This window comes from Methylobacterium sp. Leaf466 (genome assembly GCF_001425565.1).
Classification (GTDB): domain Bacteria; phylum Pseudomonadota; class Alphaproteobacteria; order Rhizobiales; family Beijerinckiaceae; genus Methylobacterium.
Genome location: NZ_LMRC01000034.1, coordinates 173,299 through 198,340 on the forward strand (window position 1 = coordinate 173,299; position 25,042 = coordinate 198,340).

The window sequence follows — 25,042 nt, forward strand, 5'->3', positions numbered from 1 at the left end:
TGCGCCCTCGACACGCGCGTGGCGGATGCGCCATGAGGCCGGGCCTTCGGAGTATCGGCCAACCCCATGCCTCGCCAGACTACCCCCGACCCGGCCCTGCGCCCGGTGGTCGCCCGCGTCGCCGGGCTCAACCTCGCCTATTTCGGCATCGAGATCGTCGTCGCCCTCGCGATCGGCTCGGTGGCCCTCATCGCCGACAGCCTCGACTTCCTGGAGGACGCGGCGATCAACCTGCTGATCTTCGCCGGCATCGGCTGGAGCCTGCGCAACCGGGCCCGCCTCGGGATGGCGCTGGCCGCCATCCTGATGCTACCGGCGATCGCCACCGCCTACGCCGCCTGGCAGAAGTTCGCGACGATGGCGCCCCCCGACCCGATCCCGCTGACGCTCACCGGACTCGGGGCGCTCGCCGTGAACCTCACCTGTGCCGCCATGCTCAGCGCCCACCGCGACGGCGGCGGCAGCCTGACGCGGGCCGCCTTCCTCTCGGCCCGCAACGACGCCTTCGCCAACCTCGCCATCATCGCGGCGGGGCTCGCCACGGCGATGACGCTCTCGCCCTGGCCCGACCTCGTGGCGGCGGCGGGCATCGCCGTCCTCAACGCCGATTCGGCCGGCGACATCGTCCGTGCCGCCCGCGCCGAATGGCGGGCCGCGCGGGCGGGCGAGGAGACGACCCGATGAGCCTGCGCCTGTTCCCGATCTCGGACCTCCACCTCGAACGGCGGCGGCCGGACCTGATTCCGCCGCCGAGCCGGCCGTTCGACGTCCTCGTCTGCGCCGGGGACATGCACGAGGGCCGGCCCGAGCGGGGGCTGGCCGCGCTGCTAGCTCTGGCCGGCGAGCGCCCGATCGTGCTGGTACCGGGCAACCACGAGCGTTACGCCCCCACCGGCGACGGCCGCACCGCCCCCGAACTCATGGCGGCGCTGGGCGCGGAGGTCGCCCGAATCAACGGGGGCGGAGGAATGCCCCGCATCCACCTCCTCCAGGACGCCGAGGCGGTCGTGATCGCGGGCGTGCGCTTCGTGGGCACTACCCTGTGGAGCGACTGGTCGCTCGCCGGCCGCTGGCTCGACCCGGCCGATCCCGAGCACCCCGGCGACCCCGTCGCCTATGCGGCCGCACGGATGACCGACCCGGTCACCGGCTCGCGCGAGTTCCGCGGCGCGATCCGCAACGGCGACGGCTCGGTGTGGTCGCCGGGCGACGCGATGGCGGCCCATGCCCGCGAGCGCGCGACCCTCATGGCCGCCCTGGCCCGGGCTCACGACGGCCCGACCGTGGTCGTCACCCACCACCCCGCCGGCACCATGGCGGCCGACGCGTTCCGCGACGCGCCGGGCGTGCCCTGGTGGCTGCCGGCCTTCTACGCCAGCCGCGTCCTCGACGACCTGCCCGATTCCGACCGGCCGGACCTGTGGATCTCGGGTCATTTCCACGCGGGCCACGACATCCGGGTCGGGCGGACCCGGTGGGTGGCGAACCCGGTGGAGGGGGGGACATATTCGGCGGAACGGGTGGTGGAAGTCGGGTAGCGGATCGGCGGACGCTTGCCGGTGGCCGGAGGATCCTCTCGACGACACGACACTGCTTCGTTCGTCCGACCGATGTTTACGGCCGGCAATTCATGTGCGTACATATAATGGACGCCGATCACCGTCGACGCTGCAAAGAGTGAGAGGAACGCCATCGAGCGCGGCCTGCCATTCGACGCGGCGGAAGCCTTCGTCTTCGAGACGGCCCTCATCCGGGAGGACACACGGTTCGCCTATCCCGAGCGCCGCCTTCAGGCGGTCGGCCAACTCGGAGACCGCATCGTCATGCTGGTCTTCACACCGACCGCCGATGGCTTCCGGGTGATCTCTCTTCGCCCCGCCCACCGTAAGGAGCGCACGCTATGGCTCGCAAGCCGGCCCCGAACGACGACGACGTCCCGGCCCTGACCGATGGCGAGTTGGCCCAGATGCGGCCGGCGTCCGAGGTGCTGACCCGCGAGGAATTCGTCGCCGTCACCGCCATCCGCAAGGCCGCGCGGGGCCGCCCCCCTGTCGCCAGTCCGAAGGTGCCGGTGACGATCCGCCTGGATGCCGACACCGTCGCAGCGTTCAAGGCGACGGGCACTGGCTGGCAGACCCGGATGAACGAGGTTTTGCGCGCGGGTAAGCCGGCCGGGACTGACGATCACGTAGCGTCTCGTGAAACCGGTTCACCGTCCCGGACGTAGGGTCGTGCGATTCACAACCCTCGGACGCCCAGGACGATCCCCATGAACAGCTTCATCGCCGTCGTCCTCGTCTGCGCCAACGGCATCCCGCAGCAGGCCTGCACCGACGACAAGGCGAGCGAGGTGCGCAAGGTGCGCGTGGCCAACGAGCTCGGCTGCACCAACGGCTGGCAGGAGATCATCGCCCGCACCGACCTCAGCGCCGAGATCGGCAAGACCGCCTACCTCAAGACCGAATGCCGGCGGGTGAAGCAGGCGGACTGATCTTCGCGACGACTCCGGCGTGGAGCTATCGGTCGTACTTCACGTAGGCGAAGCGCGGATCGGTGGGCGTGCCTTCGAGGGCGCCGCCCTCGGTGCCGGGCTGCCAGCTCACCACCTCCTCGATCTTCCTGGCCAGGGCGAAGTCCTTCTCGGTGACGCCCTTGGCGGCATGGTTGGTGAGGCGCACCTCGACCCAGGCGTAGGAGGCGGTGAGATCCGGGTGGTGCCAGGCGGCCTCGGCCAGGTGCCCGACCGTGTTGATGACCATGAGCGTGCCCTTCCAGCTCGCGGTCTTGTAGGTGCGCTTGATCCAGCCGCCCTCGTAGGTCCACTGCGGCAGCTCGGCACCGAGGCGCTGGGTGATGGTGGCGTCGTCGAGGACGTCGTCGCGGGTTCCGGCCATGATCGGGTCGCTCCTGTCGAGAGAGGGGGTGGCACGACCCTGCGCCGGGGGGCGGCCTCGGGGCAAGATCGAACGGCGACGTGAGGCTTTCGATCGCGGCACCTGCGCGCCGACGTCGCGCTCGGGCCGGGCCGCCAGGGCGACCGGGACACCCGGGCCGTGTGGACGCGGTGGCGGGGCCACTCTATCTAGACCGGCAATAAGCTGCATGACGGCGCGACCGGTCCAGCCGCGTCGGGCGATCGTGCGGCCCTGAGCGAAGAATCACCGGGGAAGGATGCGGTCATGCTGTCACGGCGCGAGTTGCTGGCGACGGCGTCGCTGTGGTCCCTCGCCGGATCCCTGGCCGGGTCGCTCGCCGTCGCGCGGCCGGCCGTGGCCGCGCCCCGGTCGGTCAGCGTCGGCAGCCTTCCGTTCGGCACCGTCTCCTGGGAGGCCGCCGTCATCAAGGCGCGCGGCCTCGACGCGGCCAACGGCTTTTCCCTCGACGTCGTCAAGCTCGCCGGCAACGACGCGGCGCGCATCGCCTTCATGGGCGGCCAGGTCGACACCATCGTCGGCGACCTCCTGTGGGCGGCGCGGCTCGGCAACGACGGCCGCCCGGTGCGGTTCATGCCCTATTCCACCACGGAGGGCTCACTGATGGTGGCGGCCGGGAGCGGGATCGCCTCGCTCAAGGATCTCGCCGGCAAGCGCCTCGGCGTCGCCGGCGGCCCCCTCGACAAGAACTGGCTGCTCCTCAAGGCGCAGGCCCGCGACGTGGCCGGCATCGACCTCGAGTCGGTGGCCAACGTCGCCTTCGGCGCGCCGCCGCTGCTGGCACTGAAGCTGGAACAGGGCGAACTCGACGCGGGCCTGCTCTACTGGACCTATTGCGCCCGCCTCGAGCCCAAGGGCTTTCGCCGGCTGATCGGAGCCGACGAGATCATGCGCGGTTTCGGCGCCACCGGGTCGATCGCCCTGATCGGCTACCTGTTCGACGCGGGCACCGTGAAGGCCAAGCCCGAGGCGATCGCCGGGTTCGCCCGGGCCTCGAAGGCCGCAAAGGCGCTGCTGGCCACCGACCCCTCCGCCTGGGAGATCGTGAGGCCGTTGATGTCGGCCGAGGACGCGCCGACCTTCGAGGCGCTCAAGCGCGACTTCCTCGCCGGCATCCCGCAGCGTGCCCTCGACACCGAGCGCTCGGACGGCGAACGCCTCTACGGCGTGCTGGCCAGGCTCGGGGGCGAGCGCCTCGTCGGAGCGGGCAAGACCCTGCCGGCCGGGCTCTATTTCGACGGCACCGCCTGAGTTGGCCGCCTCGACATGCCCGACATGATCCTGCGGCGGACCGCGGCCACGCCGCCATCACGGACCCGGCGGTAAGCTCATGGGCTTTGCCACCCGCCTCGTCTCGGTGCTCGTGCTGCTGGCCGGCTGGCAGGTCGCGGCCATGCTCGCGGACTCACGCCTGCTGCCCGCCCCCCTGACCATCCTGGCGTTCATCGTATCCGAATCGGCCACCGGCGACCTCTGGCGCAACGTCGGCCTGACCCTGGCGCGGGTGGGCGTATCCTTCCTCATCGCCATGGTGCTGGGGGTGATCCTCGGCATCGCGCTGGGGCGATTCAGGCGGCTCAACCTCGTCCTCGACACCCCCCTCCTGATCCTGCTCAACACCCCCGCCCTGGTGATCACGGTGCTGGCCTACATCTGGGTCGGGCTCAACGAGGGGGCGGCGGTGCTGGCCGTCGTCCTCAACAAGCTGCCCAACGTGGCGGTGATCCTGCGCGAGGGTGCCCGCGGCCTCGATCCGCAGCTGGAGGAGATGGCCCGGACCTACCGCTTCGACCGGCGCACCTGGATCGCGCACGTCTTGGTGCCGCAACTCCAGCCGTTCGTGGTGGCCGCGGCACGCTCGGGGCTGTCGCTGTCCTGGAAGATCGTCCTGGTGATCGAGCTGCTGGGCCGGCCCAACGGGGTCGGCTTCGCCATCAACTTCTACTTCGTGCAGAGCCTGAACGTCGCGGCGATCGTCGGCTACAGCATCGTCTTCATGAGCGTGATGATCGCCATCGACATCCTGATCCTGCAGAGGCTCGAGGCCCATGTCCGACGCTGGCGCTGACGTGCGTGCGGACTCTCGGGCGGCGGGCGAGGTCGTCCTGTCGGTCGCCATCCGCCGCAAGGTCTACGGCGGCACCGGCCCGGAGCCGGTGGAGGCGGTGCGCGACCTCGCCTTCTCGGTCGTCGCCGGCGAGATCGCCTGCCTGATCGGACCGTCGGGGGCGGGCAAGACCACGACCCTGCGCATCCTGCTCGGCCTCGACCCCGATTACGAGGGCAGCGTCGTGCCCGATCCGGCCGGGGCCGGCATCGGCATGGTGTTCCAGGAGCCGCGCCTGATGCCGTGGCGCACGGTGGAGCAGAACGTGCGGCTCGCGTTGCCGCGCCCGCAGCGTGGCCGCGACCTCGACGCCCTGTTCGACTCCCTCGGCCTCTCTCCCTGGCGCGGCCGCTACCCGCGCGCCCTCTCGCTGGGCATGGCGCGCCGGGTGGCCCTGGCACGGGCGCTGGCGCTGGCGCCGCGGATCCTGATCCTCGACGAACCCTTCGTCTCCCTCGACGACGCCTCGGCCGCGGCGCTGCGGGCGATCGTGGTGGAGAGCGTGACCCGCGCGGGCGTGAGCGTGCTGATGGTGACCCACAACGTCGCCGAGGCGATCGAGATGGCCGACCGCCTCCTGCTGCTCTCGGGCCGGCCGGCGAGCCTGGTGGCGACGATTCCCCTCGATCGCCCGCGCTCCGACCGACCGCGCAGCTGGACCGAGGAAACCCGCCGGGGCCTCGCGACTCGCTTTCCCGGCATCATCGCGGCCTGAGATCGCGCACGGGAGGCGAAAAAGTACCGCCTCAGGGCCTTCCGGCGCGGCCGGGACCGATCACGGTTTCGTCGGCGGGTTCTGCGGCGAGAAGGCGCACACACGATCAGATCGTGCGAAATCGAGACCGCGGACGCGATCGCGCGCCCTGAATCGCGTCACCCATTGACTGCCGCCATCATGCAACATGTTGCATCCAACTGCCGTCCACGGCCGTGCGGGTATCGAAACGATTGTCGAGACGCACCGCGACGGGCCCTTCGGCCCCTTGAACGGCATGGAGAGCAAAGGGAGACCCGCGAGACATGCAAGGAGCGCATGAACAAAGGGCTCGTTGCTATAAATCGCTTTATCGCCCCTCGTCTTCTTTTTGCGCTGCACCATTCGATTTTGCGGGGCGAAGACCGGGCCCGCCGAGACAAACCGTCAACCATCACTGTCCCGGCCGCACCGCTGAGCTTTGGCGAAGCGTGTTGACGCCGCCCGTTTTTTTCTTAGAGTTCATTCAAGCTTTGGTTTTGAGGGGCGCCGCAAAGGGATAGCGGGGTCCGGCCGGCAAAGACGGAAGGCAGCGAAAAGGTTCGTTGCCGGAAGGGTTTGGCGAAGCCACCGAGGCGATCGAGTCCCAGTCGCAAACAGCAGGTCGCACCGGACATGCCGCTCATGCGAGCGGATGACGGCTGTAAAGACTTGTCGGAGGAATGCATGAGAGCGGTCCATCTTCTCGCACTCGGCGCCGGCCTGATGGCTTCGGCCCCGGCTTTCGCCAACGAAGACGTCCTGAAGCGCACGGCCAACCCGGCCGAGCAGGTCCTTCAGACCGTCGACTACGCCAACACCCGCTATTCGAAGCTCGACCAGATCAACGCCGGCAACGTCAAGAACCTGCAGGTGGCCTGGACGTTCTCGACCGGCGTGCTGCGCGGTCACGAGGGTTCGCCCCTCGTCGTGGGCAACGTGATGTTCGTCCACACCCCCTTCCCGAACATCGTGTACGCCCTCGATCTCGATCAGGACGGCAAGATCCTCTGGAAGTACGAGCCCAAGCAGGACCCGAGCGTCATCCCGGTGATGTGCTGTGACACGGTCAACCGTGGCCTGGCCTACGCCGACGGCGCCATCATCCTGCACCAGGCCGACACCACCGTCGTCTCGCTCGACGCCAAGTCCGGCAAGGTGAACTGGTCCGTCGTCAACGGCGACCCCAAGAAGGGTGAGACCAACACCGCCACCGTCCTGCCCGTCAAGGACAAGATCATCGTCGGCATCTCCGGCGGCGAGTTCGGCGTGCAGTGCCACGTCACCGCCTACGACGCCAAGAGCGGCAAGAAGGTGTGGCGCGGTTACTCGGTCGGCACCGACGAGCAGCTGATCATCGATCCGGCCAAGACGACCCACCTCGGCAAGCCGGTCGGCAAGGACTCCTCCATCACCACCTGGGAAGGTGACCAGTGGAAGACCGGCGGCGGCTGCACCTGGGGCTGGTTCTCCTACGACCCCAAGCTGAACGCCATGTACTACGGCTCGGGCAACCCCTCGACCTGGAACCCCAAGCAGCGTCCCGGCGACAACAAGTGGTCCATGACCGTCTTCGCCCGTGACGTCGACACCGGCATGACCAAGTGGGTCTACCAGATGACCCCCCACGACGAGTGGGATTACGACGGCATCAACGAGATGATCCTCACCGACCAGAAGGTCGATGGTAAGGACCGTCCGCTGCTGACGCACTTCGACCGTAACGGCTTCGGCTACACCCTCGATCGCGCCACCGGCGAGCTCCTCGTCGCCGAGAAGTTCGATCCGGTCGTGAACTGGGCCTCCAAGGTCGACATGGACAAGGGCTCGAAGACCTACGGTCGTCCGCTCGTCCAAGCCAAGTACTCCACCGAGCAGAACGGTGAAGATACCAACTCCAAGGGTATCTGCCCCGCCGCTCTCGGCACCAAGGACCAGCAGCCTGCTGCGTTCTCCCCGAAGACCAACCTGTTCTACGTCCCCACCAACCACGTCTGCATGGACTACGAGCCGTTCCGGGTGACCTACACCCCGGGCCAGCCCTACGTCGGTGCCACGCTTGCCATGTACCCGGCTCCGGGCAGCCATGGCGGCATGGGTAACTTCATCGCCTGGGACAACATCAAGGGTAAGATCGCCTGGTCCAACGCCGAGCAGTTCTCGGTCTGGTCCGGTGCTCTCGCCACCGCCGGTGACATCGTGTTCTACGGTACCCTCGAGGGCTACCTGAAGGCCGTCGACGCCAAGTCGGGTAAGGAACTCTACAAGTTCAAGACCCCGTCGGGCATCATCGGTAACGTGATGACCTACCAGCACAAGGGCAAGCAGTTCGTCGGCATCCTGTCGGGTGTCGGTGGATGGGCCGGCATCGGCCTCGCCGCCGGTCTGACCGATCCGAACGCCGGCCTCGGTGCGGTGGGTGGCTACGCCGCTCTGTCGAACTACACCAACCTCGGCGGTCAGCTCACCGTGTTCGCTCTGCCGAACTAATCGGTCGCACGACAAGTTGAACCTTAGGGTGCCGGCGCGGGTTTCCGCGCCGGCACCTTTATGATTAGATCACCTCAAGAATGGTCGTGACATCCGGCATGTTGGCCGATGTGATATACAAGATGGGAGAAACGTCGTTGCACTACCTGAGCAAAGCAGCAATCCGTCCGGTCCTGGCCTTTGTCGCCCTCGCGTCCGTCGCGACACTGTCGGTCCACGCTCAAGATGCGAAGCCCGCCGATGCGGCTCTGGCGAACCAGCTCGACCCGAACGACAAATCCGGTGAGCAGGACCCGAAGCTTCTCGACAAGTATCAGGCGGTCAAGGTCGAAGACGGTAAGTACATCGATAAGGACGGCGCCCCGACCTACCACATCTCCAACGACGGCAAGAAGTTCGACTGGTACGCCTACTCGGGCTACCGCCGCTACCATGCCGAATGCCACGTCTGCCACGGCCCCGATGCCATGGGCTCGACCTATGCGCCGGCCCTGAAGGACTCGCTCAAGCGCCTGTCCTACGAGGAGTTCGTCGGTATCATCGCGGGTGGCAAGAAGAACGAGAGCGCGGGCGGCCAGAGCGTGATGCCTGCTTTCGGCGACAACAAGAACGTCATGTGCTACGCCGACGACCTCTACGTGTACCTGAAGGCCCGTGCATCCGGCGCGATGCCGCGCATCCGTCCGGGCGACAAGGAAGAGAAGCCCGAGGCTGCCCGTGCGGCCGAAAAGGAATGCCTGGGCGGCTGATGATGCGCCCGGCACTCCGGAACGCCATCGCGCTCTTGCTGGTGACGGCAGGGGCGCTTCCGGCCCGTTCACAGACGCTCCCCGACCTCGTGACGCCGGACGTGCTGCGCGTCTGCGGGGATCCGGGCAACATGCCGTTCTCGGACCGGCGCGAGAACGGTTTCGAGAACAGGATCGCCGCCATCATCGGCGACGAGCTCAAGGTCAAGGTCCGGTACTACTGGCTGACGCAGGGACCAGGGTTCGTTCGCAACACCCTCGGTACCGGTCTGTGCGACCTCATCATCGGGTCGACCTCCGGCGCCGAAGGCGTTCAGAACACCAACCCCTATTACCGTTCGGCTTATGCGCTGATCACCCGCCGGGGGGAGTATGACGGCGTCACGCGCCTCGACGACCCCAAGCTCAAGGACAAGAGCATCGGCGTGATCGCCGGAACGCCGCCGGTCTCGCGGATGGGCGAGATCGGGCTGATCGGGAAGATGCGGACCTATGCGCCCTACCAGCTCGATCCCGGCCGCAAGCACCAGACGGTGTCCGCCGAGATCGTAGCCGACCTCGCGGAGAAGAAGCTCGATGCCGCCGTCCTGTGGGGGCCTGCCGCCGGCTGGCTCGCCAAGCAGAGCGGCGTCGGGATGGACGTGGTCCCGCTCCTCAACGAGCCGGACCGCCCGCCCCTGAGCTTCCGGATCGCCATGGGCGTCCGCCTCGAGGAGAACGACTGGAAGCGCAGCCTCAACGCGGTCCTGCGCAAGCGCCGGGCCGATATCGAAGCGGTGCTGCGGGAGTTCGAGGTTCCGCTCCTGGCGGAAGAAGGCAACACCCTTCTCGAACCCTCGAAATAATCCCGGTCCGGTCGGCGACGACGAAAGGCCGGTTCCGCGAACCGGCCTTTTTTCTGTCACGCCATTTCCGGTTGATCACTTCGTAGTACAGACATGGGCTTCGCTCAGGCGCCGCGCGGGCTCGGTGATACGGTTCCCTGTACCTGAGGGCTGGCCGTGGTTTGATGCGGCTTGGGCGTCCGGCGATCTGACGGTTTCCAGGTCTGTCGGGATGAGACGTCTCGGTGATACGGTTCCCTGTACCTGAGGGCTGGCCGTGGTTTGATGCGGCTTGGGCGTCCGGCGATCTGACGGTTTCCAGGTCTGTCGGGATGAGAYGTGCTTTGCCATCGTGGCGCGACCGTCAATCGGCGCGATCCCGGACGCCCTGTGTGCGTACTCCGAACAGTCGGTTGGGCTCCGCTCCGGCGGGYGCCCGCGTACAGGACAGGATCCGCCATGCTCAGCCTCGTACCGGTGGCCGGCGTCGATGTCGGCAAGCATTTCCTCGATCTCGGGTTCCACCCCGCCGCCAAGCCGCTCCGGTGTGAGAACACCCCGGCCGGCATCGAAAGCCTGATCGACGCCTTGCGCCAGCGTGGCGTGCTGCGCGTCGCCCTGGAGGCGATCGGTCCCTATGCCCAGCCCCTGGTGATGGCGCTGGTGGAGGCCGGTTTCACGGTCGCCCTGGTCGATCCGCGCCGGGTCCGAGCGTTCCGCACGGCCGAAGGACTGATCGCCAAGACCGACCGGCTGGACGCCGCGCTCATCGCGGCCGGCGTCGATGTCGGCAAGCATTTCCTCGATCTCGGGTTCCACCCCGCCGCCAAGCCGCTCCGGTGTGAGAACACCCCGGCCGGCATCGAAAGCCTGATCGACGCCTTGCGCCAGCGCGGCGTGCTGCGCGTCGCCCTGGAAGCGATCGGCCCTTATGCCCATCCCGTCACGACGGCCCTGGCCGAGGCCGGCTTCACGGTCGCCCTGGTCGATCCGCGCCGGGTCCGAGCGTTCCGCACGGCCGAAGGACTGATCGCCAAGACCGACCGGCTGGACGCCGCGCTCATCGCGCGCTTTGCTCATCGCATGCCCGAGCATCTGCACCCTGCGCCYACGCCCGATCAGGTCCGGCTCAAGGCGCTCTCGACCCGCCGSCGCCAGATCACCGAACTGATCGCCATGGAGAAGACGCGTCTCGCCCAGGCCCTCGATCCTCCCGGCTCAAGGCGCTCTCGACCCGCCGSCGCCAGATCACCGAACTGATCGCCATGGAGAAGACGCGTCTCGCCCAGGCCCTCGATCCTCTGGTGGCCGACAGTCACCGGGCGGTCATCGAGGCCCTGGAGGGCGCCTGCGCCGCCATCGAGGCGGAACTCGATCAACGCATCGCCGACGATCAGGTCCTCGCCCGCAAACGCGCCATCCTCACCTCGATCCCCGGCATCGGCCGGCGCATCGCCACCGTGCTGATCACCGACATGCCCGAACTCGGCAGGCTCGACCGCAAGGCGGCGGCCAGCCTGGCCGGCATGGCTCCGCCAAGGTCGCCATCGTCGCCACCGGCCGACGCCTCGTCGTCCTCGCCAACGCCCTGGTCAAGGACGACAAAACCTTCGCCGAAAGCGACCTCATGGCTTGACCGACAATACAGTCGCCGCTTGATGCAAGCGGGAACTGTATCAGCCGCGTAATCGCCTTGTGGTGCCGATCGAGTCCAGACCCTCAGCGGTCCTCGTAACCGGACGGTCATCGCCCTTATGTCGGGCTGCGCGGCGCCTCGGATGCAACCGGCAATCCGGTCGGATGCTTATCGGCAGCTGACGGGAAAAATCCGCCGCCTCCGGAACACCAGCATCCAACGGCGGAAATCAATTATACGGGCGACAAATTCAATACCCGAGTGTATCTTGGCTCCTCCAGGGGGCGGTTCTGGCGTTTGATACGCCGTGGAACTATGCGAAGCCGCGTTTCGATTGCGTCACCATTTCTGTCGGGGGCCAACATGTCCGACGCGATTCATCCGGCTGCACCGCATCATTTACCGATGTTCGTGCCAGCGGCAGATGGGACCGACGTGTTCATGTCGGTCATGGCCGTTGTCCTCGTCGTCGTGGTGATGGCAGCGGGGCTTCTGTTCCTGCGCCTGCACACCTTGCCCGAACGGATGGCCCACAAGAGCCACAAGCTGCAATTCGAGATCGTCGCCGTGCTGGGGCTGCTCGCCCTCTTCACGCATATCCATCTGTTCTGGGTGATGGGCCTCCTGCTCGCCCTGATCGACATCCCGAACTTCGGAGGGACGCTCAGCCGGATGGCGGGGGCGCTCGAACGGATCGCGGGTCTCCCTCCAGGAACGGGAGCTGCGGCGGTGTCAGAGGACATCGCGTCGGTCAGTGCTGGCGACGAAGACCTCCCGCTTGTCTCACGGCCCATCCCGAGGATCGTCCCGTCACGCACAACGAGGACCTGATCCATGCTTGAGATCTTGCTGTGCTCGGTGCTGACAATCCTGCCGGACTATCTTTTCCGACGCTTCGGCCAGGGCAAGCGGTTCGGCAGGGAGATCACGCTCTACTCGGTTTGGTTCGAGTTGAGGTGGGGTATCGTTTCATGCCTGATGCTTTCCGTGGGTCTGATCACGGTGATCTTCTATTATCACCCATCCACGAAAAGCGCGACCCTGTACTACAGGACCGTTCCCATCGTCTCGGAGACGAGCGGACGTGTAGCCGAGATCTACGTCAACAGCATCAGCGGCGAGGTCAAGCAGGGCGAACCCATCTTCCGCCTGGACAGCGCAACCCAGGAGGCGGCAGCCGAGGCGGCTCGGCGCAAGATCGCTGAGGTCGAGGCGGCCATGGTGGCGGCGCGATCCGAGATTGCGGCGTCCGAAGGCAAGGCTCAGGAGGCGAGGCTCAGGAGGCGAGGAGCGGCCTGCAGCAGGCCATCGACGAACTGGAAACAAAGCAGGAGCTGAACCGGCGAGGCGCTGGGATCGTCGCGTTTCGCGAGATCGAGCGGCTCCAGAACGTCGTGAACGGCCGGCGCGGCTCGGTCGCGGCGGCGACGGCGGCCAAGCAGACGGCCGAAGCACAGGTCAGCAGCCTTCTCCCCGCCCAGAAAGCCAGTGCGGAAGCTGCTCTCGCCCAAGCCGCCGTCGAGATTGCGAAGACCACCATCCGGGCCGGTGTCGGTGGACGCGTGGAGCAGTTCACCCTGCGGGTCGGCGATATCGTCAATCCGATCATGCGACCGGCAGGCGTGCTGATCCCCGACGGTGCAGGACGTAAAGCCATTACGGCGGGGTTCGGGCAGATCGAAGCTCAGGTGATGAAGGTCGGCATGCTGGCCGAGGTCACCTGTGTCTCGAAACCCTGGACCGTCATCCCCATGGTGGTAACGAGCGTGCAGGACTTCATCGCAGCCGGACAGTTTCGTGGCGGCGAGCAACTCGTCGATGCGCAACAGGTGGTTCGCCCCGGAACGATCACGGTGTTTCTCGAGCCGCTCTACACGGGCGGGCTCGAAGGCGTGACACCGGGAAGCAGCTGCATCGCCAATGCCTATACCAGCAACCACGATCTGATCGCGTCGGGCAAGCTCGGCACCACCAGGAGCTTGGTCCTCCATGCGGTCGATGCCACCGGTATCGTGCACGCCATGATCCTGCGGATCCAGGCGCTGATGCTACCCATCCAAACCCTCGTGCTGAGCGGACATTGACGCAGGAACGGACCGAAGCCCCCGGTCGGTCACCAACTGGTCGTCTGTTCTCCATCCGACCCGACCGGATACCTCTGTCGCATCGCGTGCCGGAAAGCGGACCTTCCGACCTTCTGCAACGGGTCTGAAGCGGGCCTTCCCCTGGTTGAGGTGATAGGGTTCCGACCCCAAGGGACGGGGTTTGAAAGACGAAGAGCGGCGTTCGAAGGCCATGGCGGACGACATCGGGACGACGCCGAGGACGAAGGCCGTCATGGCAGCGACGACAACGGTCTTCATCACATGAAACGCGGCTCCTCATGCAGTCCGGACCTCGGGGTCGGGTCCGTTCATCCTGCCTGAGCCCGTTACGGGAAGCCGCTGCTCTTCGTGACGTTTCGCCTCGCACGAGGCGCGAGGGATCAAAGCATGGCGGCCTTCCGGGGGCGACCGCTCACCCGAAGGCGCCGACCTCGTGCTGGATCATCCCGCTCAGTTCCCGCACCCGCGCGAAGGAGCGGCCGATGGGCGCGAACAGGGTGGTGTGCTCGGCCTCGTAGGTGCCGACGTCGCGCGGGCCGGCGGGCTCACCGAAGTTGAGGCCCAGGGTCGGGTCGGGCGTCACGGGGAACACGTCCTCCAGGAGGGTGAGGCAGCCCTCCACGTCGAGGCGCAGGAAGCGCTCGATCAGCGCCTCGCGGGTGATGCCCGACTGCGGCCGGAAGCCGGGGATGTGGACGGCGAGGAACCAGATCCGGTGGATCAGGGCGAGGCGGATGGCGTGGAGCAGGGTCAGGCGCGGCGACATCTTGCCGAGGTCGGGGGCGGCGGTCTGCAGGCTCAGCCAGTCGCAGGTGAGGCGGCCGAACAGACGGCGCAGCTTCGGCGCCAGGTCGAGGCGGTCGAGGGCGGTGGCGATCACCACGAGTTCGTCGCGCCGCGCGTCGCGCTGCGTGCGCCGGGCCCGCTCCAGCCACACGGCCGGGTCGAGGGTGTCGATGTAGGCGCGCAGCACGTCGAGGTCGCTGACCGCGGCCGCGTGCTGAACCATGCGGAAGGCGCGCGAGAAGCGCACCGAATCGCGGCGCATGTCGCGGAACAGGTCCGGCGCCCGGCCCGCGGCGCGGCCCATGCCGTGCAGCGAATTGGCGAGGAACCCGAGCTGGTGCAGGATCGCGTTGTTGGGGATCGCCCGCATCTGGCGCGGATGCGTGATCATGGCCGGCCCGCCGCCGTCGCTCTGGCGGGCCACCGGGCGCGAGCCGGTGCGGTCGAGGAGGCTGGGGCCGAAGGTGCCCAGCAGTGCCGCGTAGCCGGTGTCGTCGACGAGGGTCTCCATGTCCTGGCGCACCACCGTGAAGAACTCGGTGGCGAAATCGGCCTCGGCGTAGATCGGGTCGTCGGTCTCGTCGGCGCCGTCGGGGGCATCGCTGAGGACGTAGTCGGCAAACGCGTCCTCGTCGGCGATGTCGAGGGCGAAGACGTGCTCGGCGATGCGCTCCACCGTGGCCTGCGCCAGCGGCGGGGTGCCGAACATCAGGTAGCCGTCCGACCCCTGGAAGCTCGATTCGAGGCGAACCCTGATGCCGTTGGCCCGGTTGCGCCGGCGCGCGTCCTCGGGGGCGAGATAGGCGAGGCGGTCGCGCAGGGAACTCGGGTGTGCGCCCCGGCCGATCGACTCGCCGTGGGTGTCGAAGATCGCGAGCTCGATGCCGGAGAGATCGTTCTGCGCCATGAGTTCGGACAGGCGAAGCCGCAGCCGCTCGATCCAGAAGCTCGCGGCGAGCTGGCCGACGTAGCGGCCGGAATCGGAGTAGCCGAACTGCACCGTCAGCCGCCCGATGCGCTTGAGGTACTGGCGCCAATGGGGATTGCGCAGGGCGTCGTCGAGGACGCGGATGCCCTGTTCCAGTGCGCTCGCCGTTTCGAACAGCGGCGTGATCTCGACCTTGTCGGCGATCCCGTAGTGGCGGGCGAGCCAGAGGGCGGCGAGCAGGGTGTAGCCGGTCTCGGTCTCGGCGATGAGGAAGCGCACCGGGTGGGTGCCGTCGACGTGCTTGAGGATCTGGGTGATCGTCATCATCAGCCGGGCGGCCGAGGCGCGCTCGGCGGCCAGCGCCCCGAAGTCCACGTCGACCGGCTGCACGTCGTTGAGCAGCGCGTGGATGGTGGCGAGGTGCGACCGGCGCTGGGCGGCGTCGGTGGGCTCGCCCTCGAGGTCGATCACCCGGCGCACGGCGTTGTGGATCTGGCTGGCGTTGAGCCGGAAGTGGGGCAGGGCGTTCGAGAGCCCGTGCGCGGCGATGCCCGAGCGCAGCACCGCGATGGCGCGCCGGTCCGCGTCGCTCTCGGCCACGGTGACGGCGCCGGCGAGCCCCGCCAGGATCGGTCCGGCATCGGTCTGGGCGCGTTCGCGCTCGATGATGAGGGCGAGGGCGAAGCGGTGGACCGCCTCCAGGGTCGGCTTGGTGCCCAGCCGCGGCGCCACCGCGAGCTGGCGGTTGACGGCGGCCAGCGCGCCCTGGGCCAGGGTCCGTACCACCTTGGTGGCCGGCACGTCGGGCAGGTCGCGCATCAGCCGGTCGAGCTGCATGCGCTTGGATTCGATGCGGTAGCGCAGGGTGTCCCACCAGCCGATGTCGGTGCGCCCGTCGGTGTCGCAGCCGACCCAGCTCGCGATGGCGAAGGGCTTGGGCACGAGTTCGGTCCAGCGGTCGGGCCAGCGCGCCCGGGCGGCGTCGAGCAGCGCGCCGTTGAAGGCGTCTAGCGCCTCGCGGCCGTGGTTGGCGGCGATGCAGGCCTGCTCGAACTCGTCGTCGAGGCTGATCCTGGCGTCGGGCCGGGTCGAGAGGGCGGCGGCCTCGGCCACCAGGGGCCTGCGCGCGCCGGCATCGGGCTCGGAGGCGGCCCTGGCGATCAGGCCGGCCACGGCCTTGGGCATGCCGAAGGTGGGATGGGCCGTGAACACCACCGCGAAAGCGGTGCGGCCCACGAGGCCGCGCAGGGTCTCGAAATCGTTCGCGCCCTTGGGGACGGCGCCGACGATCCGGGCCGGCATGCCGGCATCCGAAGCGTGGCGGTCTAGCCCGACGTAGCCGCGCAGGCGGGCGGCGCGCTCGGCCAGGGACTGCTCGCGCAGGCGGGCGAACAACCCGTCGAGGTCGGCCTCGCCGATCTCGTCCCGGTCGAGCATCCGGGTGATCGCCAGGGTCACCGCCAGGACCGGGTTGCGGAAGGGATCGTCGCTGGCCTGCTCGCGGGAATCCTCGATGAGGGCGAGGAGGTCCCGCTCCAGCGCGTCGGGGGCGTGCGGGGCGGCTGGGCTGCGGTCGAGCATGCGCATCGAGAACCTTGGAAGAGAGCGTCGTCACCACGCATAGGGTGAGCGGGGCCGGAACGCGACGGGAACCATGGAACGGCGTCGGCGACATCCGTGTGGCGACCCCGGCGACGACCCGACCCGAGGCCTGCGTGACGCAAGGACCGTTCCGCCGCGCGCCGGGCGGTCGGGTTCGGCCGCTTGCGGTTCCGTGCGTGCAACGGACGCTGTCCTGGGGTAACGCTGTGCCCGGCATGGAAACGGTTCTGATCCTCGTCGCCGTCGTGGCCCTTGCCATTTCCGGCGTGACGGTGGGGGCGATGGCGGCACGCTCTCGCCGCCCGCCCTTGCGCCTGCCGAACGAGCACAGGATCGAACAGGCCAGCGACGACGGGCTGATGGACGACATCGAAGCACCCCTGCCGAGCCCGATCGACCGGCGCAGCGGCGCCGTGCTCGACCTCGAGCCGATCGAGTCGCAGCTGCAGATCGCGGCCTCCCGGCGGGCCGAGGCGCCGCGACGCCGGGACGACGCCGAGCGATGATCGATCGGATACGGACGGCCGCCCTCGCGGTCCTCGTCGGGGGATTCGTGCTCGCTCGGCCGGCTCCGGTGCCGGCGCAGGATGGCGAGCCGGCGACACAGCCCGAGGCGCCCGGCCAGGATACGCCCGTGCCCAAGAAGCCGCGGCGCAAGCCGGCGGCGGCGAAGCCGGCTCCCGTGCCGGCCGAACCCGCGACGCCGATGGCGGCCCAGCCCATGCCGGAACCGGCGGCCCCGCCCAACCTCACGGTGCTGTGCGAAGGAAAATCCGCCCGCTACACGGCCGATACCGGCGCGGCGGTGTGGGTGACGCGCTCGGGCGTCGTCTCGGTGGACAACCCGCTGCGGCCGCTGACCCCGGACGCGACGCGGGTGCTGCAGGTGGTGGTCGGCGACCGGGCGGCGACCGCCTACGGCCCCGATCTCGCCGCCCTGCGCCGGGGCGGCACGCCGGCCTCGCTGGAGGCGCGTCTGGGCGCCGCGATCCGCTGGGACGAGGTGCTGCCGCTCCTGCCGGATGCCTTCGTCGTCGTCTCCGAGGCCGGCGAGACGGTCGCCCGCCTGCCGTTCAAGGACTGCGCCGAGGCGCCCGCCGTGAAGGCCGATCCGGTCGCGGCCAAGCCCGCGTCGAAATCCCCCCCGAAGCCGCGTCGGGCGAAGCCCGAGGGCGAGGCCACGGCACCCAAGGGCTTGCAGATCCCGCAAGGGGCGATCCCCGGCAATCCATAGGAGCGACCAAGGCCATGACGTCAACGCTCGCCGCCGCCGAGGTGATCGCCCGGCTCGGCCTCGCGCCGCATCCCGAGGGCGGCCATTACCGCGAGACGTTTCGCGATGCCGAGACCGTGGGGGGACGCGCGGTGGGCAGCGCGATCTACTACCTGCTCGATGTCGGCGAGACATCGGCCTGGCACCGGGTCGATGCCGCCGAGATCTGGTTCTGGCACGCGGGCGCGCCGATGGTGATCACGGTGAGCCCCAACGGCCATGACGCCGAGGCGCGCCACCTCGGTCCCGACCTCGCCCGCGGCCAGCATCCGCAGATCGTGGTGCCCAAGGGCCATTGGCAGACCGCGACGAGTCTCGGCGCCTGGACCCTGGTGAGCTGCACCGTCGCCCCGGCCTTCACCTTCGAGGGGTTCGAGATGGCCCCGCCGGACTGGCGCCCGACGCCGCGGGGGTGACGGCGGCCCGCGCCGCCACGACGGCGCCGGCGACGATGAGGAGGCAGGCGAGGCCCAGCGCCGGCGTCGCATCGGCATATCCGGTGGCCACGAGGATCAGCGTCGACAGGACCGGCGCGGCGTAGGAGCAGACGCCCAGAAGCCGGATGTCGCCCCGCTTCATGCCGACGTCCCACAGGTAGAAGGCTGCGCCTACGGGCCCGAGCCCGAGGGCGACGAGCGCCGCCCATTGTCCCGCACCCGCCGGCCACACCGTGCGCTCCAAGGCCAGGTGGCAGGCGAGGCTCAAGGCCGCGGTCGCGAGGCAGAACCCGGCCACCGCATCTGTGGGAACGGCCCCGAACCGGCGCGACAGCACCGAATATCCGGCCCAGACGAAGGCGCAGGCGAAGGAGGCGGCATAGCCCGGCAGGGCGCCGGCCGGAAACTGCAGGTCGCCCCGCCCGGCGAAAAGGGCGGCCACCCCCGAAAGCCCGAGGAGGGCGCCGACCACATGACCACGGCGGAGGCCCGCCTCGCCGGGCAGTCCGGCCGAGAACAGGACGATGAGGAGCGGCCACAGGTAGTTGAGCAGCCCCGCCTCGGCCGGCGGGGCCAGCCGCAGGGCGGTGAAATAGAGGGCGTGATAGCCGAACAGGCCGCCGACCCCGAGTAGCCAGACCGGCCAGGGCTGCACCAGGGCCTTCAGCCCGGACGGCCGCACGAGCCAGCTGGCGCAACCGAGGAGCCCGCCGATGGCGAAGGTCATCGCCGCGAGCTGGAACGGGGGGACATCGCCCGATGCGGCCGTGAACAGGGCCAGCAGCGACCACAGCAGGATCGCACCCGAGCCGACGAGGGTGGCGGAGGCGGAGGTCATCCGTGGCCGACTACGCCGGCGCCCCGGAACGACGGCGCGGTGTCATCGACGATGCCGATGACCGCCGCGGTGGCGCCCTCGTTCCACAGCCTTCGATGTCCTGTCATCCTGTCAGGGTGTGAGGCGGCGAGGCCGCCCCGCACTGCGCGATCACGCGATGTACTGCGCGCCGTTGATGGTCAGGGTCGAGCCGGTGATGAAGCCCGAGTCCTCGGCGGCGAGGTATTCCACCGCGCGGGCGATCTCCTCGGCTTCGCCGAGACGGCCGACCGGGATCGTGGCGATGATCTTGTTGCGGATGTCCTCCGGCACCGCCATCACCATGTCGGTGGCGATGTAGCCCGGCGCGATCACGTTGACGGTGATGCCCTTGGAGGCGCTTTCCTGGGCGAGCGCCTTGGCGAAGCCGATGACGCCGGCCTTGGCGGCCGAGTAGTTGGTCTGGCCGGCCTGGCCCTTCTGGCCGTTGATCGACGAGATCAGGATGATGCGGCCGAACCCGCGCGTGCGCATGCCCTCGATGACGGGGCGGGTGCAGGTGAACATCGAGTCGAGGTTGGTCTTGATGACCGCCTGCCACTTGTCGAAGGTCATCTTGTGGAAGGCGCCGTCGCGGGTGATGCCGGCGTTGTTGACCAGCACGTCGATGGGGCCGACCTCGGCCTCCACCTGTTTGATGCCGGCCTCGCAGGCGGCGGCGTCGCCGACGTCGAACTTGAACACCGGGATGCCGGTCTCGGCCTTGAAGGCGGCGGCCGCCTCGTCGTTGCCGCCGTAGTTGGCGGCGACCTTGTAGCCCTTGGCCTTGAGGCCGTTCGAGATCGCGGCGCCGATGCCGCGCGTTCCACCCGTGACGAGGGCGACGCGTTCCTGAGCCATGATATCCTCCGATTGTTGTTTCTTGGCAGGTTTATGAAGTTGGCAGTCTGATGAAAGCCGGTGTCGCGTGGGGCTTTAGCTGGCGAGGCAGCCGTCACGCGACCCATTTAAATTTGCGGCGCCGTCAAGAATTCCCGAACCGGCGCCGCGACTTGGCGGGTGGCCTTGGCGGGTGGCCTTGGCGGGTGGCTCAGACCCGCTCGATGCACATGGCGACACCCATGCCGCCACCGATGCAGAGGGTGGCGAGGCCCTTCTTGCCGTCGCGGCGCTTGAGCTCGTGCAGCAGGGTGACGAGGACGCGGGCGCCGGAGGCACCGATGGGGTGGCCGATGGCGATGGCGCCGCCGTTGACGTTCACTTTGTCGGTGTCCCAGCCCATGTCCTTGTTCACGGCGAGCGCCTGGGCGGCGAAGGCCTCGTTGGCCTCGATCAGGTCGAGGTCGGACGCCTTCCAGCCGGCCTTGTCCAGCGCCTTGCGGGAGGCGGGGATCGGGCCGGTGCCCATCACCTTGGGGTCGACGCCGGCGGTGGCCCAGGAGACGATGCGGGCCAGCGGCGTGATGCCCCGGCGCTCGGCTTCCGAGGCCGACATCAGCACGATGGCGGCCGCGCCGTCGTTGAGGCCAGACGCGTTGGCGGCGGTGACGGTGCCGTCCTTCGAGAAGGCCGGCTTCAGCTTGGCCATGGCCTCGACGGTGGCGCCGTCACGGATGTACTCGTCGGTGTCGACGATGGTGTCGCCCTTGCGGCCCGGCACCGTGACGGGGACGATCTCGTCCTTGAAGCGGCCTTCCTTGCGGGCGGCCTCGGCCTTGTTCTGCGAGGCCGTCGCGAACGCGTCCTGCTGCTCGCGGGTGAGCTGGAAGGCCTGGGCCACGTTCTCGGCGGTGGTGCCCATGTGGTAGCCGTTGAAGGCGTCCCACAGGCCGTCCTTGATCATGGTGTCGACGAGCTTGACGTCGCCCATCTTCTGGCCGCCGCGCAGGTACTGCGCGTGGGGGGAGAGCGACATCGACTCCTGGCCGCCGGCCACGATGACGGTGGCGTCGCCGTTGGCGATCTGCTGCATGCCGATGGCGACGGTGCGAAGCCCTGAGCCGCACACCTGGTTGAGGCCCCAGGCCGTGGCCTTCTCGGGGATGCCGGCCTTGATGGCGGCCTGGCGGGCGGGGTTCTGGCCCGCGCCGGCGGTGAGGACCTGGCCGAAGATGACCTCGTCCACGTCGTCGGGGGAGACGCCGGCCCGCTCCAGGGCCGCCTTGATCGCCACGGCGCCGAGGTCGTGGGCCGGGACCGTGTTGAAGGCCCCGCCGAACGAGCCGACGGCGGTGCGCGCCGCGCCGACGATGACGATGTCTTCTGCTGCCATGGTGCGTGTCTCCTCGATGCCTGTCGGCAATGCCTGGCCGCCGTCGAGGGCGTGCGCGCTTGTGCCGTCTCCTCGGATGAAAGGCCTCGACCTGTTGAAGTCAAGCGCCTGCACCTACCAGCAGTCGTCGTTGTCGACTCTTTTGTCGGTTCGCCACTGGTCCAGGCACGGCGGCACGTCCAGCGGGTGACGCATTCCTTCGATCGATTTTGCAACCGATCTTGGTCGAAGGCCGCTGGTATTATGAACACCTCATAGAACATCTCTGCAAAGCCATGGCTCGTTGCCACGAGGGTGTCGCCATCGCCCGTCGCGGGAGGGCCCTCATGGCTTCAGCCTCGTCTTGATCCGATAGATCAGCCCGTCGCGGACATCGCGATAGGCGTCGAGACGCTGGTCGCGCGAGGCTTCCTGCAGGATGGTCGGGTCGGGGGTCGGCCAGTATTCCACCTCGACGGCGTTGGTGCGGGTGAGCTCCAGCGCGGCGTGGTGGGCTTCGGGCGCCAGGGTGATGATGAGGTCGAAGTTCAGCCCCTCCCACTCCTCGAGCTGTTCGAGGGTGCGCGGCTTGTGGCGCGAGGCGTCGATGCCGATCTCGTCCAGCGCCGCCACCATGAACGGATCGGCCGGCTCGCCGGTGCGCACCCCGGCCGACTGCACGTAGGTCGACTTGCCGAAGTAGTGGCGGGCGATCGCCTCGGCGGCCAGCGAGCGCACCGCGTTGTAGTTGCACATGAACAGCACCGACTGCACGCGCTTCTTCTTGCCCGGGCCGCCCTCGTCCGCCATCCGCTGCCTTGCCTTGGGTCTCGATGGGGAGACCGGTCCTTGTGAGCCGACGACCCCGACGGTCGACGCGGGTGCAAAGCGCGACTGTGCGTCGCCACGCGCGTGGGCGAGGCCCTCGACCGTGTGCGGTCGAGGGCCTCGCCTTCAAGCCTTCCAGTGCAAGGCGAAGACCAGGGTGAACAGCCGGCGCGCGGTGTCGTGGTCGAGGTCGACCTTGCCTTCCAGGCGCTGGCGCAGCAGCTCGGAGGCCTCGTTGTGGAGGCCGCGCCGGCCCATGTCGATCGCCTCGATCTGGGTCGGCGAGGCGGTCTTGATGGCGTTGAAGTAGCTCTCGCAGATCATCTCGTAGTCGCGGATCACCCGCCGGAACGGGGTCAGCGACAGGAGGTGGGTCATCGCCGGGCCGCCGCTCTCGTGGCGGATCGCGAAGGAGAGCTTGTTCTCGACGAGGCCGAGGGTGAGGGCGAAGGGGCCCTCGCGTCCGGGGATCGAGAAGTGGTTGTCCTCCAGGATGTCGAAGATCGCGATGGCACGCTCGTGCTCCTGGTCGGGGTTGCCCCGCCCGATCGAATCCTCGTCGAGGGTCACCGACGCGAGGCGGTCGAGACCCTTGGTCTTGCGGTCACGGGCATCGTCGCGCTCTTGCGCCACCTTGGCTTCGTCCGACATGGCCGCCTCACAGGTTCAGACGGATGGCGACGGAGCGGGCATGGCCGTCGAGGCCCTCCGAGCGTCCGAGCGCGATGGCTGCGGGGCCCAGCGCCCGCAGGGCGGCGGCGTCGCAACGCAGGATCGTGGTGCGCTTCATGAAGTCGAGGACGCCGAGGCCCGAGGAGAACCGCGCCGAGCGGGCGGTGGGCAGCACGTGGTTGGGGCCGCCGACATAATCGCCGATCGCCTCCGGGGTGTGGCTGCCGAGGAAGATCGCGCCCGCGTTGCGGATGCGGTCCGCCAGGGCCTCGGCGTCTTGCGTCTCGATCTCCAGGTGCTCGGGGGCGAGGCGGTCGACCAGCGGCACCGCCTCGATGAGGTCGCGCACCACGAGGATGGCGCCGTAGTCGCGCCAGCTCGCCCGGGCGATCTCGGCGCGCGGCAGGGTGACGAGCGCGCGCTCCACCGCGGTCTCGACGGCATCGGCGAGGCCGGCGGAATCCGTGATCAGGATCGCCTGCGCCGCGACGTCGTGCTCGGCCTGGGCTAGCAGGTCGGCCGCGATCCAGTCCGGATTGGCGTGGGCATCGGCCAGGATCAGCACCTCGGAGGGGCCGGCGATCATGTCGATGCCGACCTGCCCGAACACCCGGCGCTTGGCGGCCGCGACCCAGGCGTTGCCGGGCCCCACGATCTTGGCCACGGGCGCGACGGTCGGGGTGCCGTAGGCCAGCGCCGCCACCGCCTGCGCGCCGCCGACCCGGTAGATCTCGTCGACGCCCGCCAGCCTGGCGGCGGCCAGCACCAGCGGGTTCATCTGCCCTTCGGGCATCGGCACCACCATGACGACGCGGGTCACCCCGGCGACGCGGGCGGGGATGGCGTTCATCAGGACGGAGGAAGGATAGCTCGCGGTGCCGCCGGGCACGTAGAGGCCGACCGATTCGAGGGCCGTCCAGCGCCAGCCCGACATCACCCCGAGTTCGTCGGTGGAGCGGTGGTCCTGCGGCACCTGGCGACGGTGGAAGCTCTCGATCCGCTCCGCCGCAAGGGCCAGGGCGTCGAGGGTCTCGGCCGGGCAGGCGGCGATCGCCGCATCGACCTCGGCGGGCGTGACGCGCAGGGAGGCGGCGGTGAACTCCTCGCCGCGCCGGTCGAAGCGGCGGGTGTAGTCGACGAGCGCGTCGTCGCCGCCGGCCACCACGCCGGCGATGATGGCCCGCACGGTGTCGTCGACCTCCTCGGAGATCTCGCGCTTGACGCTGAGCAGGCGCCGGAACTCCTCGGCGAACCCGTCCTGGGACGAATCGAGGCGGATCATGGGGTGCGTCCTTCGATGGCGGCGCGGCCGGCCTCGGCCGCCTCGTGGTCGGGGCGCCCTTCCGCCTCCCAGACCGGGCCGAGGTCCTTCATCCGCACCTCGATGCATTCGACGTCGAGCCGGATCGCGGCGCCGCCGGCAAAGACCAGGGTCACGGTGCCGGAAGGCGCCTCGCCCGGTTCGAAGGTGACGGCGAGCAGGCTCAGGGTCGCGTCCGAATCCGCGCCCGGTACGATCCCGCGGCCGCGCACGCCCAACACCCGCTCGAAATGCACCCCCGTCAGCCGCCGGCGCGGCGCCTCGCCGGGCGCCGCCGACCAGTCGAACCGGCGCGCCACCAGCACGAAGCGATGCGCGCCCGCCAGATAGGCGAGGTCGCCCGAGCGCAGGATCGCATCCTGGAGGTGGGCCGAGACGACCGCGAGGTCCTCGGTGTCGAGGGCAGCGAGCTTGAGAAGCTCCATGGCGGGGGTGTCGCGCTCTTGCAAAAGTCGATGGGATTTTCGGGACGACGCGGGTGTACGGGACGAGGGGCCGCGCCGATGACGGCCATGGTAGGTAGCGAGGCCACCCGCCCACGGCAACCGTC

24 protein-coding genes and 3 pseudogenes are annotated in these 25,042 nt (G+C 68.9%); 18 read left to right on the plus strand and 9 right to left on the minus strand.

The window, feature by feature from the left end; all coding sequences use genetic code 11:
* Nucleotides 1-66: 66 nt before the first annotated feature.
* The 5 genes from ASG59_RS16960 (at nt 67) to ASG59_RS16975 (ending at nt 2,491) form a co-directional block, all read left to right on the plus strand.
* A complete protein-coding gene (locus ASG59_RS16960) occupies nt 67-684 on the plus strand; it encodes a cation transporter (protein WP_055889120.1) in 618 nt (205 codons plus the stop codon).
* Nucleotides 681-1,538, plus strand: a complete 858-nt coding sequence (locus tag ASG59_RS16965; RefSeq protein WP_056410490.1) for a metallophosphoesterase — start codon at nt 681-683, stop codon at nt 1,536-1,538. Before ASG59_RS16960 ends, ASG59_RS16965 begins: the two co-directional genes overlap by 4 nt.
* A gap of 117 nt (nt 1,539-1,655) precedes the next feature.
* On the plus strand, nt 1,656-1,946 hold the full coding sequence (locus ASG59_RS20110) for a BrnT family toxin (RefSeq protein ID WP_082528819.1): 291 nt from the start codon (nt 1,656-1,658) through the stop codon (nt 1,944-1,946).
* A complete protein-coding gene (locus tag ASG59_RS16970) occupies nt 1,901-2,227 on the plus strand; it encodes a BrnA antitoxin family protein (protein WP_056410257.1) in 327 nt (108 codons plus the stop codon). The genes ASG59_RS20110 and ASG59_RS16970 overlap by 46 nt, the downstream gene beginning before the upstream one ends.
* Before the next feature lie 42 nt (nt 2,228-2,269).
* Complete coding sequence (locus ASG59_RS16975) at nt 2,270-2,491, plus strand: hypothetical protein (protein WP_055889132.1); 222 nt, start codon at nt 2,270-2,272, stop codon at nt 2,489-2,491.
* A 25-nt stretch (nt 2,492-2,516) separates the two neighbouring features.
* Here the strand turns inward: ASG59_RS16975 and ASG59_RS16980 are convergent, their stop codons facing one another.
* The gene (locus ASG59_RS16980) at nt 2,517-2,894 is read right to left on the minus strand and encodes a 4a-hydroxytetrahydrobiopterin dehydratase (RefSeq protein ID WP_055889136.1); all 378 of its coding nucleotides are present in this window, start codon (nt 2,892-2,894) and stop codon (nt 2,517-2,519) included.
* Between the two features lie 285 nt (nt 2,895-3,179).
* On the opposite strand from ASG59_RS16980, the gene ASG59_RS16985 reads away from it, so the two are divergent.
* The 10 genes and pseudogenes from ASG59_RS16985 (at nt 3,180) to ASG59_RS17030 (ending at nt 13,556) form a co-directional block, all read left to right on the plus strand.
* Complete coding sequence (locus tag ASG59_RS16985; protein WP_056285388.1) at nt 3,180-4,184, plus strand: ABC transporter substrate-binding protein; 1,005 nt, start codon at nt 3,180-3,182, stop codon at nt 4,182-4,184.
* A gap of 79 nt (nt 4,185-4,263) precedes the next feature.
* Complete coding sequence (locus tag ASG59_RS16990) at nt 4,264-5,001, plus strand: ABC transporter permease subunit (protein ID WP_055889142.1); 738 nt, start codon at nt 4,264-4,266, stop codon at nt 4,999-5,001.
* Entirely contained in the window at nt 4,982-5,755 is a 774-nt protein-coding gene (locus ASG59_RS16995) for an ATP-binding cassette domain-containing protein (protein WP_056410259.1), read from the plus strand. The genes ASG59_RS16990 and ASG59_RS16995 overlap by 20 nt, the downstream gene beginning before the upstream one ends.
* A gap of 705 nt (nt 5,756-6,460) precedes the next feature.
* Nucleotides 6,461-8,263, plus strand: a complete 1,803-nt coding sequence (gene xoxF5 / locus ASG59_RS17000) for a lanthanide-dependent methanol dehydrogenase XoxF5 (RefSeq protein ID WP_055889148.1) — start codon at nt 6,461-6,463, stop codon at nt 8,261-8,263.
* A gap of 122 nt (nt 8,264-8,385) precedes the next feature.
* Nucleotides 8,386-9,012: a c-type cytochrome, methanol metabolism-related gene (locus tag ASG59_RS17005; protein ID WP_056285755.1), complete on the plus strand. Its 627-nt coding sequence runs from the start codon at nt 8,386-8,388 to the stop codon at nt 9,010-9,012.
* A complete protein-coding gene (gene xoxJ / locus ASG59_RS17010) occupies nt 9,012-9,857 on the plus strand; it encodes a rare earth element methanol dehydrogenase accessory protein XoxJ (protein ID WP_056410261.1) in 846 nt (281 codons plus the stop codon). The genes ASG59_RS17005 and xoxJ overlap by 1 nt, the downstream gene beginning before the upstream one ends.
* Before the next feature lie 438 nt (nt 9,858-10,295).
* Nucleotides 10,296-10,610, plus strand: a pseudogene (locus ASG59_RS20825) (transposase); the annotation flags it as partial.
* Nucleotides 10,590-11,466, plus strand: a pseudogene (locus ASG59_RS20990) (IS110 family transposase); the annotation flags it as partial. The pseudogenes ASG59_RS20825 and ASG59_RS20990, both read left to right, overlap by 21 nt.
* 369 nt (nt 11,467-11,835) lie before the next feature.
* The gene (locus ASG59_RS17025; RefSeq protein WP_056410268.1) at nt 11,836-12,303 is read left to right on the plus strand and encodes a hypothetical protein; all 468 of its coding nucleotides are present in this window, start codon (nt 11,836-11,838) and stop codon (nt 12,301-12,303) included.
* A gap of 3 nt (nt 12,304-12,306) precedes the next feature.
* Nucleotides 12,307-13,556, plus strand: a pseudogene (locus ASG59_RS17030) (HlyD family secretion protein).
* Nucleotides 13,557-13,989: 433 nt separating this feature from the next.
* On the opposite strand, the gene ASG59_RS17035 reads toward ASG59_RS17030, so the two are convergent.
* Nucleotides 13,990-16,878 (minus strand): phosphoenolpyruvate carboxylase, encoded by a 2,889-nt coding sequence (locus ASG59_RS17035; protein ID WP_056410270.1) that lies wholly within the window; start codon nt 16,876-16,878, stop codon nt 13,990-13,992.
* A 128-nt stretch (nt 16,879-17,006) separates the two neighbouring features.
* Here ASG59_RS17035 and ASG59_RS17040 point away from each other — a divergent pair, with 128 nt between their 5' ends.
* From ASG59_RS17040 to ASG59_RS17050, 3 genes are read left to right on the plus strand one after another with little or no spacing between them, the layout of a single operon-like run.
* The gene (locus ASG59_RS17040) at nt 17,007-17,399 is read left to right on the plus strand and encodes a hypothetical protein (RefSeq protein WP_156648443.1); all 393 of its coding nucleotides are present in this window, start codon (nt 17,007-17,009) and stop codon (nt 17,397-17,399) included.
* Nucleotides 17,396-18,127: a hypothetical protein gene (locus ASG59_RS17045; RefSeq protein ID WP_244475741.1), complete on the plus strand. Its 732-nt coding sequence runs from the start codon at nt 17,396-17,398 to the stop codon at nt 18,125-18,127. The genes ASG59_RS17040 and ASG59_RS17045 overlap by 4 nt, the downstream gene beginning before the upstream one ends.
* A gap of 14 nt (nt 18,128-18,141) precedes the next feature.
* Nucleotides 18,142-18,582: a cupin domain-containing protein gene (locus ASG59_RS17050; protein ID WP_056410272.1), complete on the plus strand. Its 441-nt coding sequence runs from the start codon at nt 18,142-18,144 to the stop codon at nt 18,580-18,582.
* Here ASG59_RS17050 and ASG59_RS17055 read toward each other — a convergent pair.
* From ASG59_RS17055 to ASG59_RS17085, 7 genes are all read right to left on the minus strand, one after another.
* Complete coding sequence (locus tag ASG59_RS17055; protein WP_056410273.1) at nt 18,524-19,441, minus strand: EamA family transporter; 918 nt, start codon at nt 19,439-19,441, stop codon at nt 18,524-18,526. The two genes, ASG59_RS17050 and ASG59_RS17055, sit on opposite strands and share 59 nt — an antisense overlap.
* A 150-nt stretch (nt 19,442-19,591) precedes the next feature.
* Nucleotides 19,592-20,320, minus strand: coding sequence for an acetoacetyl-CoA reductase (gene phbB, locus ASG59_RS17060; RefSeq protein ID WP_055886917.1), 729 nt, complete (start codon nt 20,318-20,320; stop codon nt 19,592-19,594).
* Between the two features lie 190 nt (nt 20,321-20,510).
* Nucleotides 20,511-21,692 carry an acetyl-CoA C-acetyltransferase gene (locus ASG59_RS17065; protein ID WP_055886914.1) on the minus strand — a complete coding sequence of 394 codons (1,182 nt, stop codon included), beginning with the start codon at nt 21,690-21,692 and terminating at the stop codon, nt 20,511-20,513.
* Nucleotides 21,693-22,016: 324 nt separating this feature from the next.
* A complete protein-coding gene (locus tag ASG59_RS17070; protein ID WP_055886911.1) occupies nt 22,017-22,481 on the minus strand; it encodes a low molecular weight phosphatase family protein in 465 nt (154 codons plus the stop codon).
* A gap of 144 nt (nt 22,482-22,625) precedes the next feature.
* Nucleotides 22,626-23,150 carry a UPF0262 family protein gene (locus ASG59_RS17075; protein WP_244472342.1) on the minus strand — a complete coding sequence of 175 codons (525 nt, stop codon included), beginning with the start codon at nt 23,148-23,150 and terminating at the stop codon, nt 22,626-22,628.
* A 7-nt stretch (nt 23,151-23,157) separates the two neighbouring features.
* Nucleotides 23,158-24,453 carry a histidinol dehydrogenase gene (gene hisD / locus ASG59_RS17080; protein WP_056410276.1) on the minus strand — a complete coding sequence of 432 codons (1,296 nt, stop codon included), beginning with the start codon at nt 24,451-24,453 and terminating at the stop codon, nt 23,158-23,160.
* A complete protein-coding gene (locus ASG59_RS17085) occupies nt 24,450-24,917 on the minus strand; it encodes a DUF2948 family protein (protein ID WP_055886906.1) in 468 nt (155 codons plus the stop codon). Before ASG59_RS17085 ends, hisD begins: the two co-directional genes overlap by 4 nt.
* Nucleotides 24,918-25,042: the final 125 nt, after the last annotated feature.

What these genes read in the sequence shown, in the direction of transcription:
- ASG59_RS17065 (WP_055886914.1), bottom strand. Translation starts at nt 21,692, where the DNA reads ATGGCAGCAGAAGACATCGTCATCGTCGGCGCGGCGCGCACCGCCGTC.
- ASG59_RS17005 (WP_056285755.1), top strand. Translation starts at nt 8,386, where the DNA reads ATGGGAGAAACGTCGTTGCACTACCTGAGCAAAGCAGCAATCCGTCCG.
- ASG59_RS17055 (WP_056410273.1), bottom strand. Translation starts at nt 19,441, where the DNA reads ATGACCTCCGCCTCCGCCACCCTCGTCGGCTCGGGTGCGATCCTGCTG.
- ASG59_RS16995 (WP_056410259.1), top strand. Translation starts at nt 4,982, where the DNA reads ATGTCCGACGCTGGCGCTGACGTGCGTGCGGACTCTCGGGCGGCGGGC.
- ASG59_RS16985 (WP_056285388.1), top strand. Translation starts at nt 3,180, where the DNA reads ATGCTGTCACGGCGCGAGTTGCTGGCGACGGCGTCGCTGTGGTCCCTC.
- phbB (WP_055886917.1), bottom strand. Translation starts at nt 20,320, where the DNA reads ATGGCTCAGGAACGCGTCGCCCTCGTCACGGGTGGAACGCGCGGCATC.
- xoxJ (WP_056410261.1), top strand. Translation starts at nt 9,012, where the DNA reads ATGATGCGCCCGGCACTCCGGAACGCCATCGCGCTCTTGCTGGTGACG.
- ASG59_RS17085 (WP_055886906.1), bottom strand. Translation starts at nt 24,917, where the DNA reads ATGGAGCTTCTCAAGCTCGCTGCCCTCGACACCGAGGACCTCGCGGTC.
- ASG59_RS17035 (WP_056410270.1), bottom strand. Translation starts at nt 16,878, where the DNA reads ATGCGCATGCTCGACCGCAGCCCAGCCGCCCCGCACGCCCCCGACGCG.
- ASG59_RS16990 (WP_055889142.1), top strand. Translation starts at nt 4,264, where the DNA reads ATGGGCTTTGCCACCCGCCTCGTCTCGGTGCTCGTGCTGCTGGCCGGC.
- ASG59_RS17045 (WP_244475741.1), top strand. Translation starts at nt 17,396, where the DNA reads ATGATCGATCGGATACGGACGGCCGCCCTCGCGGTCCTCGTCGGGGGA.
- ASG59_RS17070 (WP_055886911.1), bottom strand. Translation starts at nt 22,481, where the DNA reads ATGGCGGACGAGGGCGGCCCGGGCAAGAAGAAGCGCGTGCAGTCGGTG.
- hisD (WP_056410276.1), bottom strand. Translation starts at nt 24,453, where the DNA reads ATGATCCGCCTCGATTCGTCCCAGGACGGGTTCGCCGAGGAGTTCCGG.
- ASG59_RS16980 (WP_055889136.1), bottom strand. Translation starts at nt 2,894, where the DNA reads ATGGCCGGAACCCGCGACGACGTCCTCGACGACGCCACCATCACCCAG.
- ASG59_RS16965 (WP_056410490.1), top strand. Translation starts at nt 681, where the DNA reads ATGAGCCTGCGCCTGTTCCCGATCTCGGACCTCCACCTCGAACGGCGG.
- xoxF5 (WP_055889148.1), top strand. Translation starts at nt 6,461, where the DNA reads ATGAGAGCGGTCCATCTTCTCGCACTCGGCGCCGGCCTGATGGCTTCG.
- ASG59_RS16960 (WP_055889120.1), top strand. Translation starts at nt 67, where the DNA reads ATGCCTCGCCAGACTACCCCCGACCCGGCCCTGCGCCCGGTGGTCGCC.
- ASG59_RS16970 (WP_056410257.1), top strand. Translation starts at nt 1,901, where the DNA reads ATGGCTCGCAAGCCGGCCCCGAACGACGACGACGTCCCGGCCCTGACC.
- ASG59_RS17025 (WP_056410268.1), top strand. Translation starts at nt 11,836, where the DNA reads ATGTCCGACGCGATTCATCCGGCTGCACCGCATCATTTACCGATGTTC.
- ASG59_RS17050 (WP_056410272.1), top strand. Translation starts at nt 18,142, where the DNA reads ATGACGTCAACGCTCGCCGCCGCCGAGGTGATCGCCCGGCTCGGCCTC.
- ASG59_RS17075 (WP_244472342.1), bottom strand. Translation starts at nt 23,150, where the DNA reads ATGTCGGACGAAGCCAAGGTGGCGCAAGAGCGCGACGATGCCCGTGAC.
- ASG59_RS16975 (WP_055889132.1), top strand. Translation starts at nt 2,270, where the DNA reads ATGAACAGCTTCATCGCCGTCGTCCTCGTCTGCGCCAACGGCATCCCG.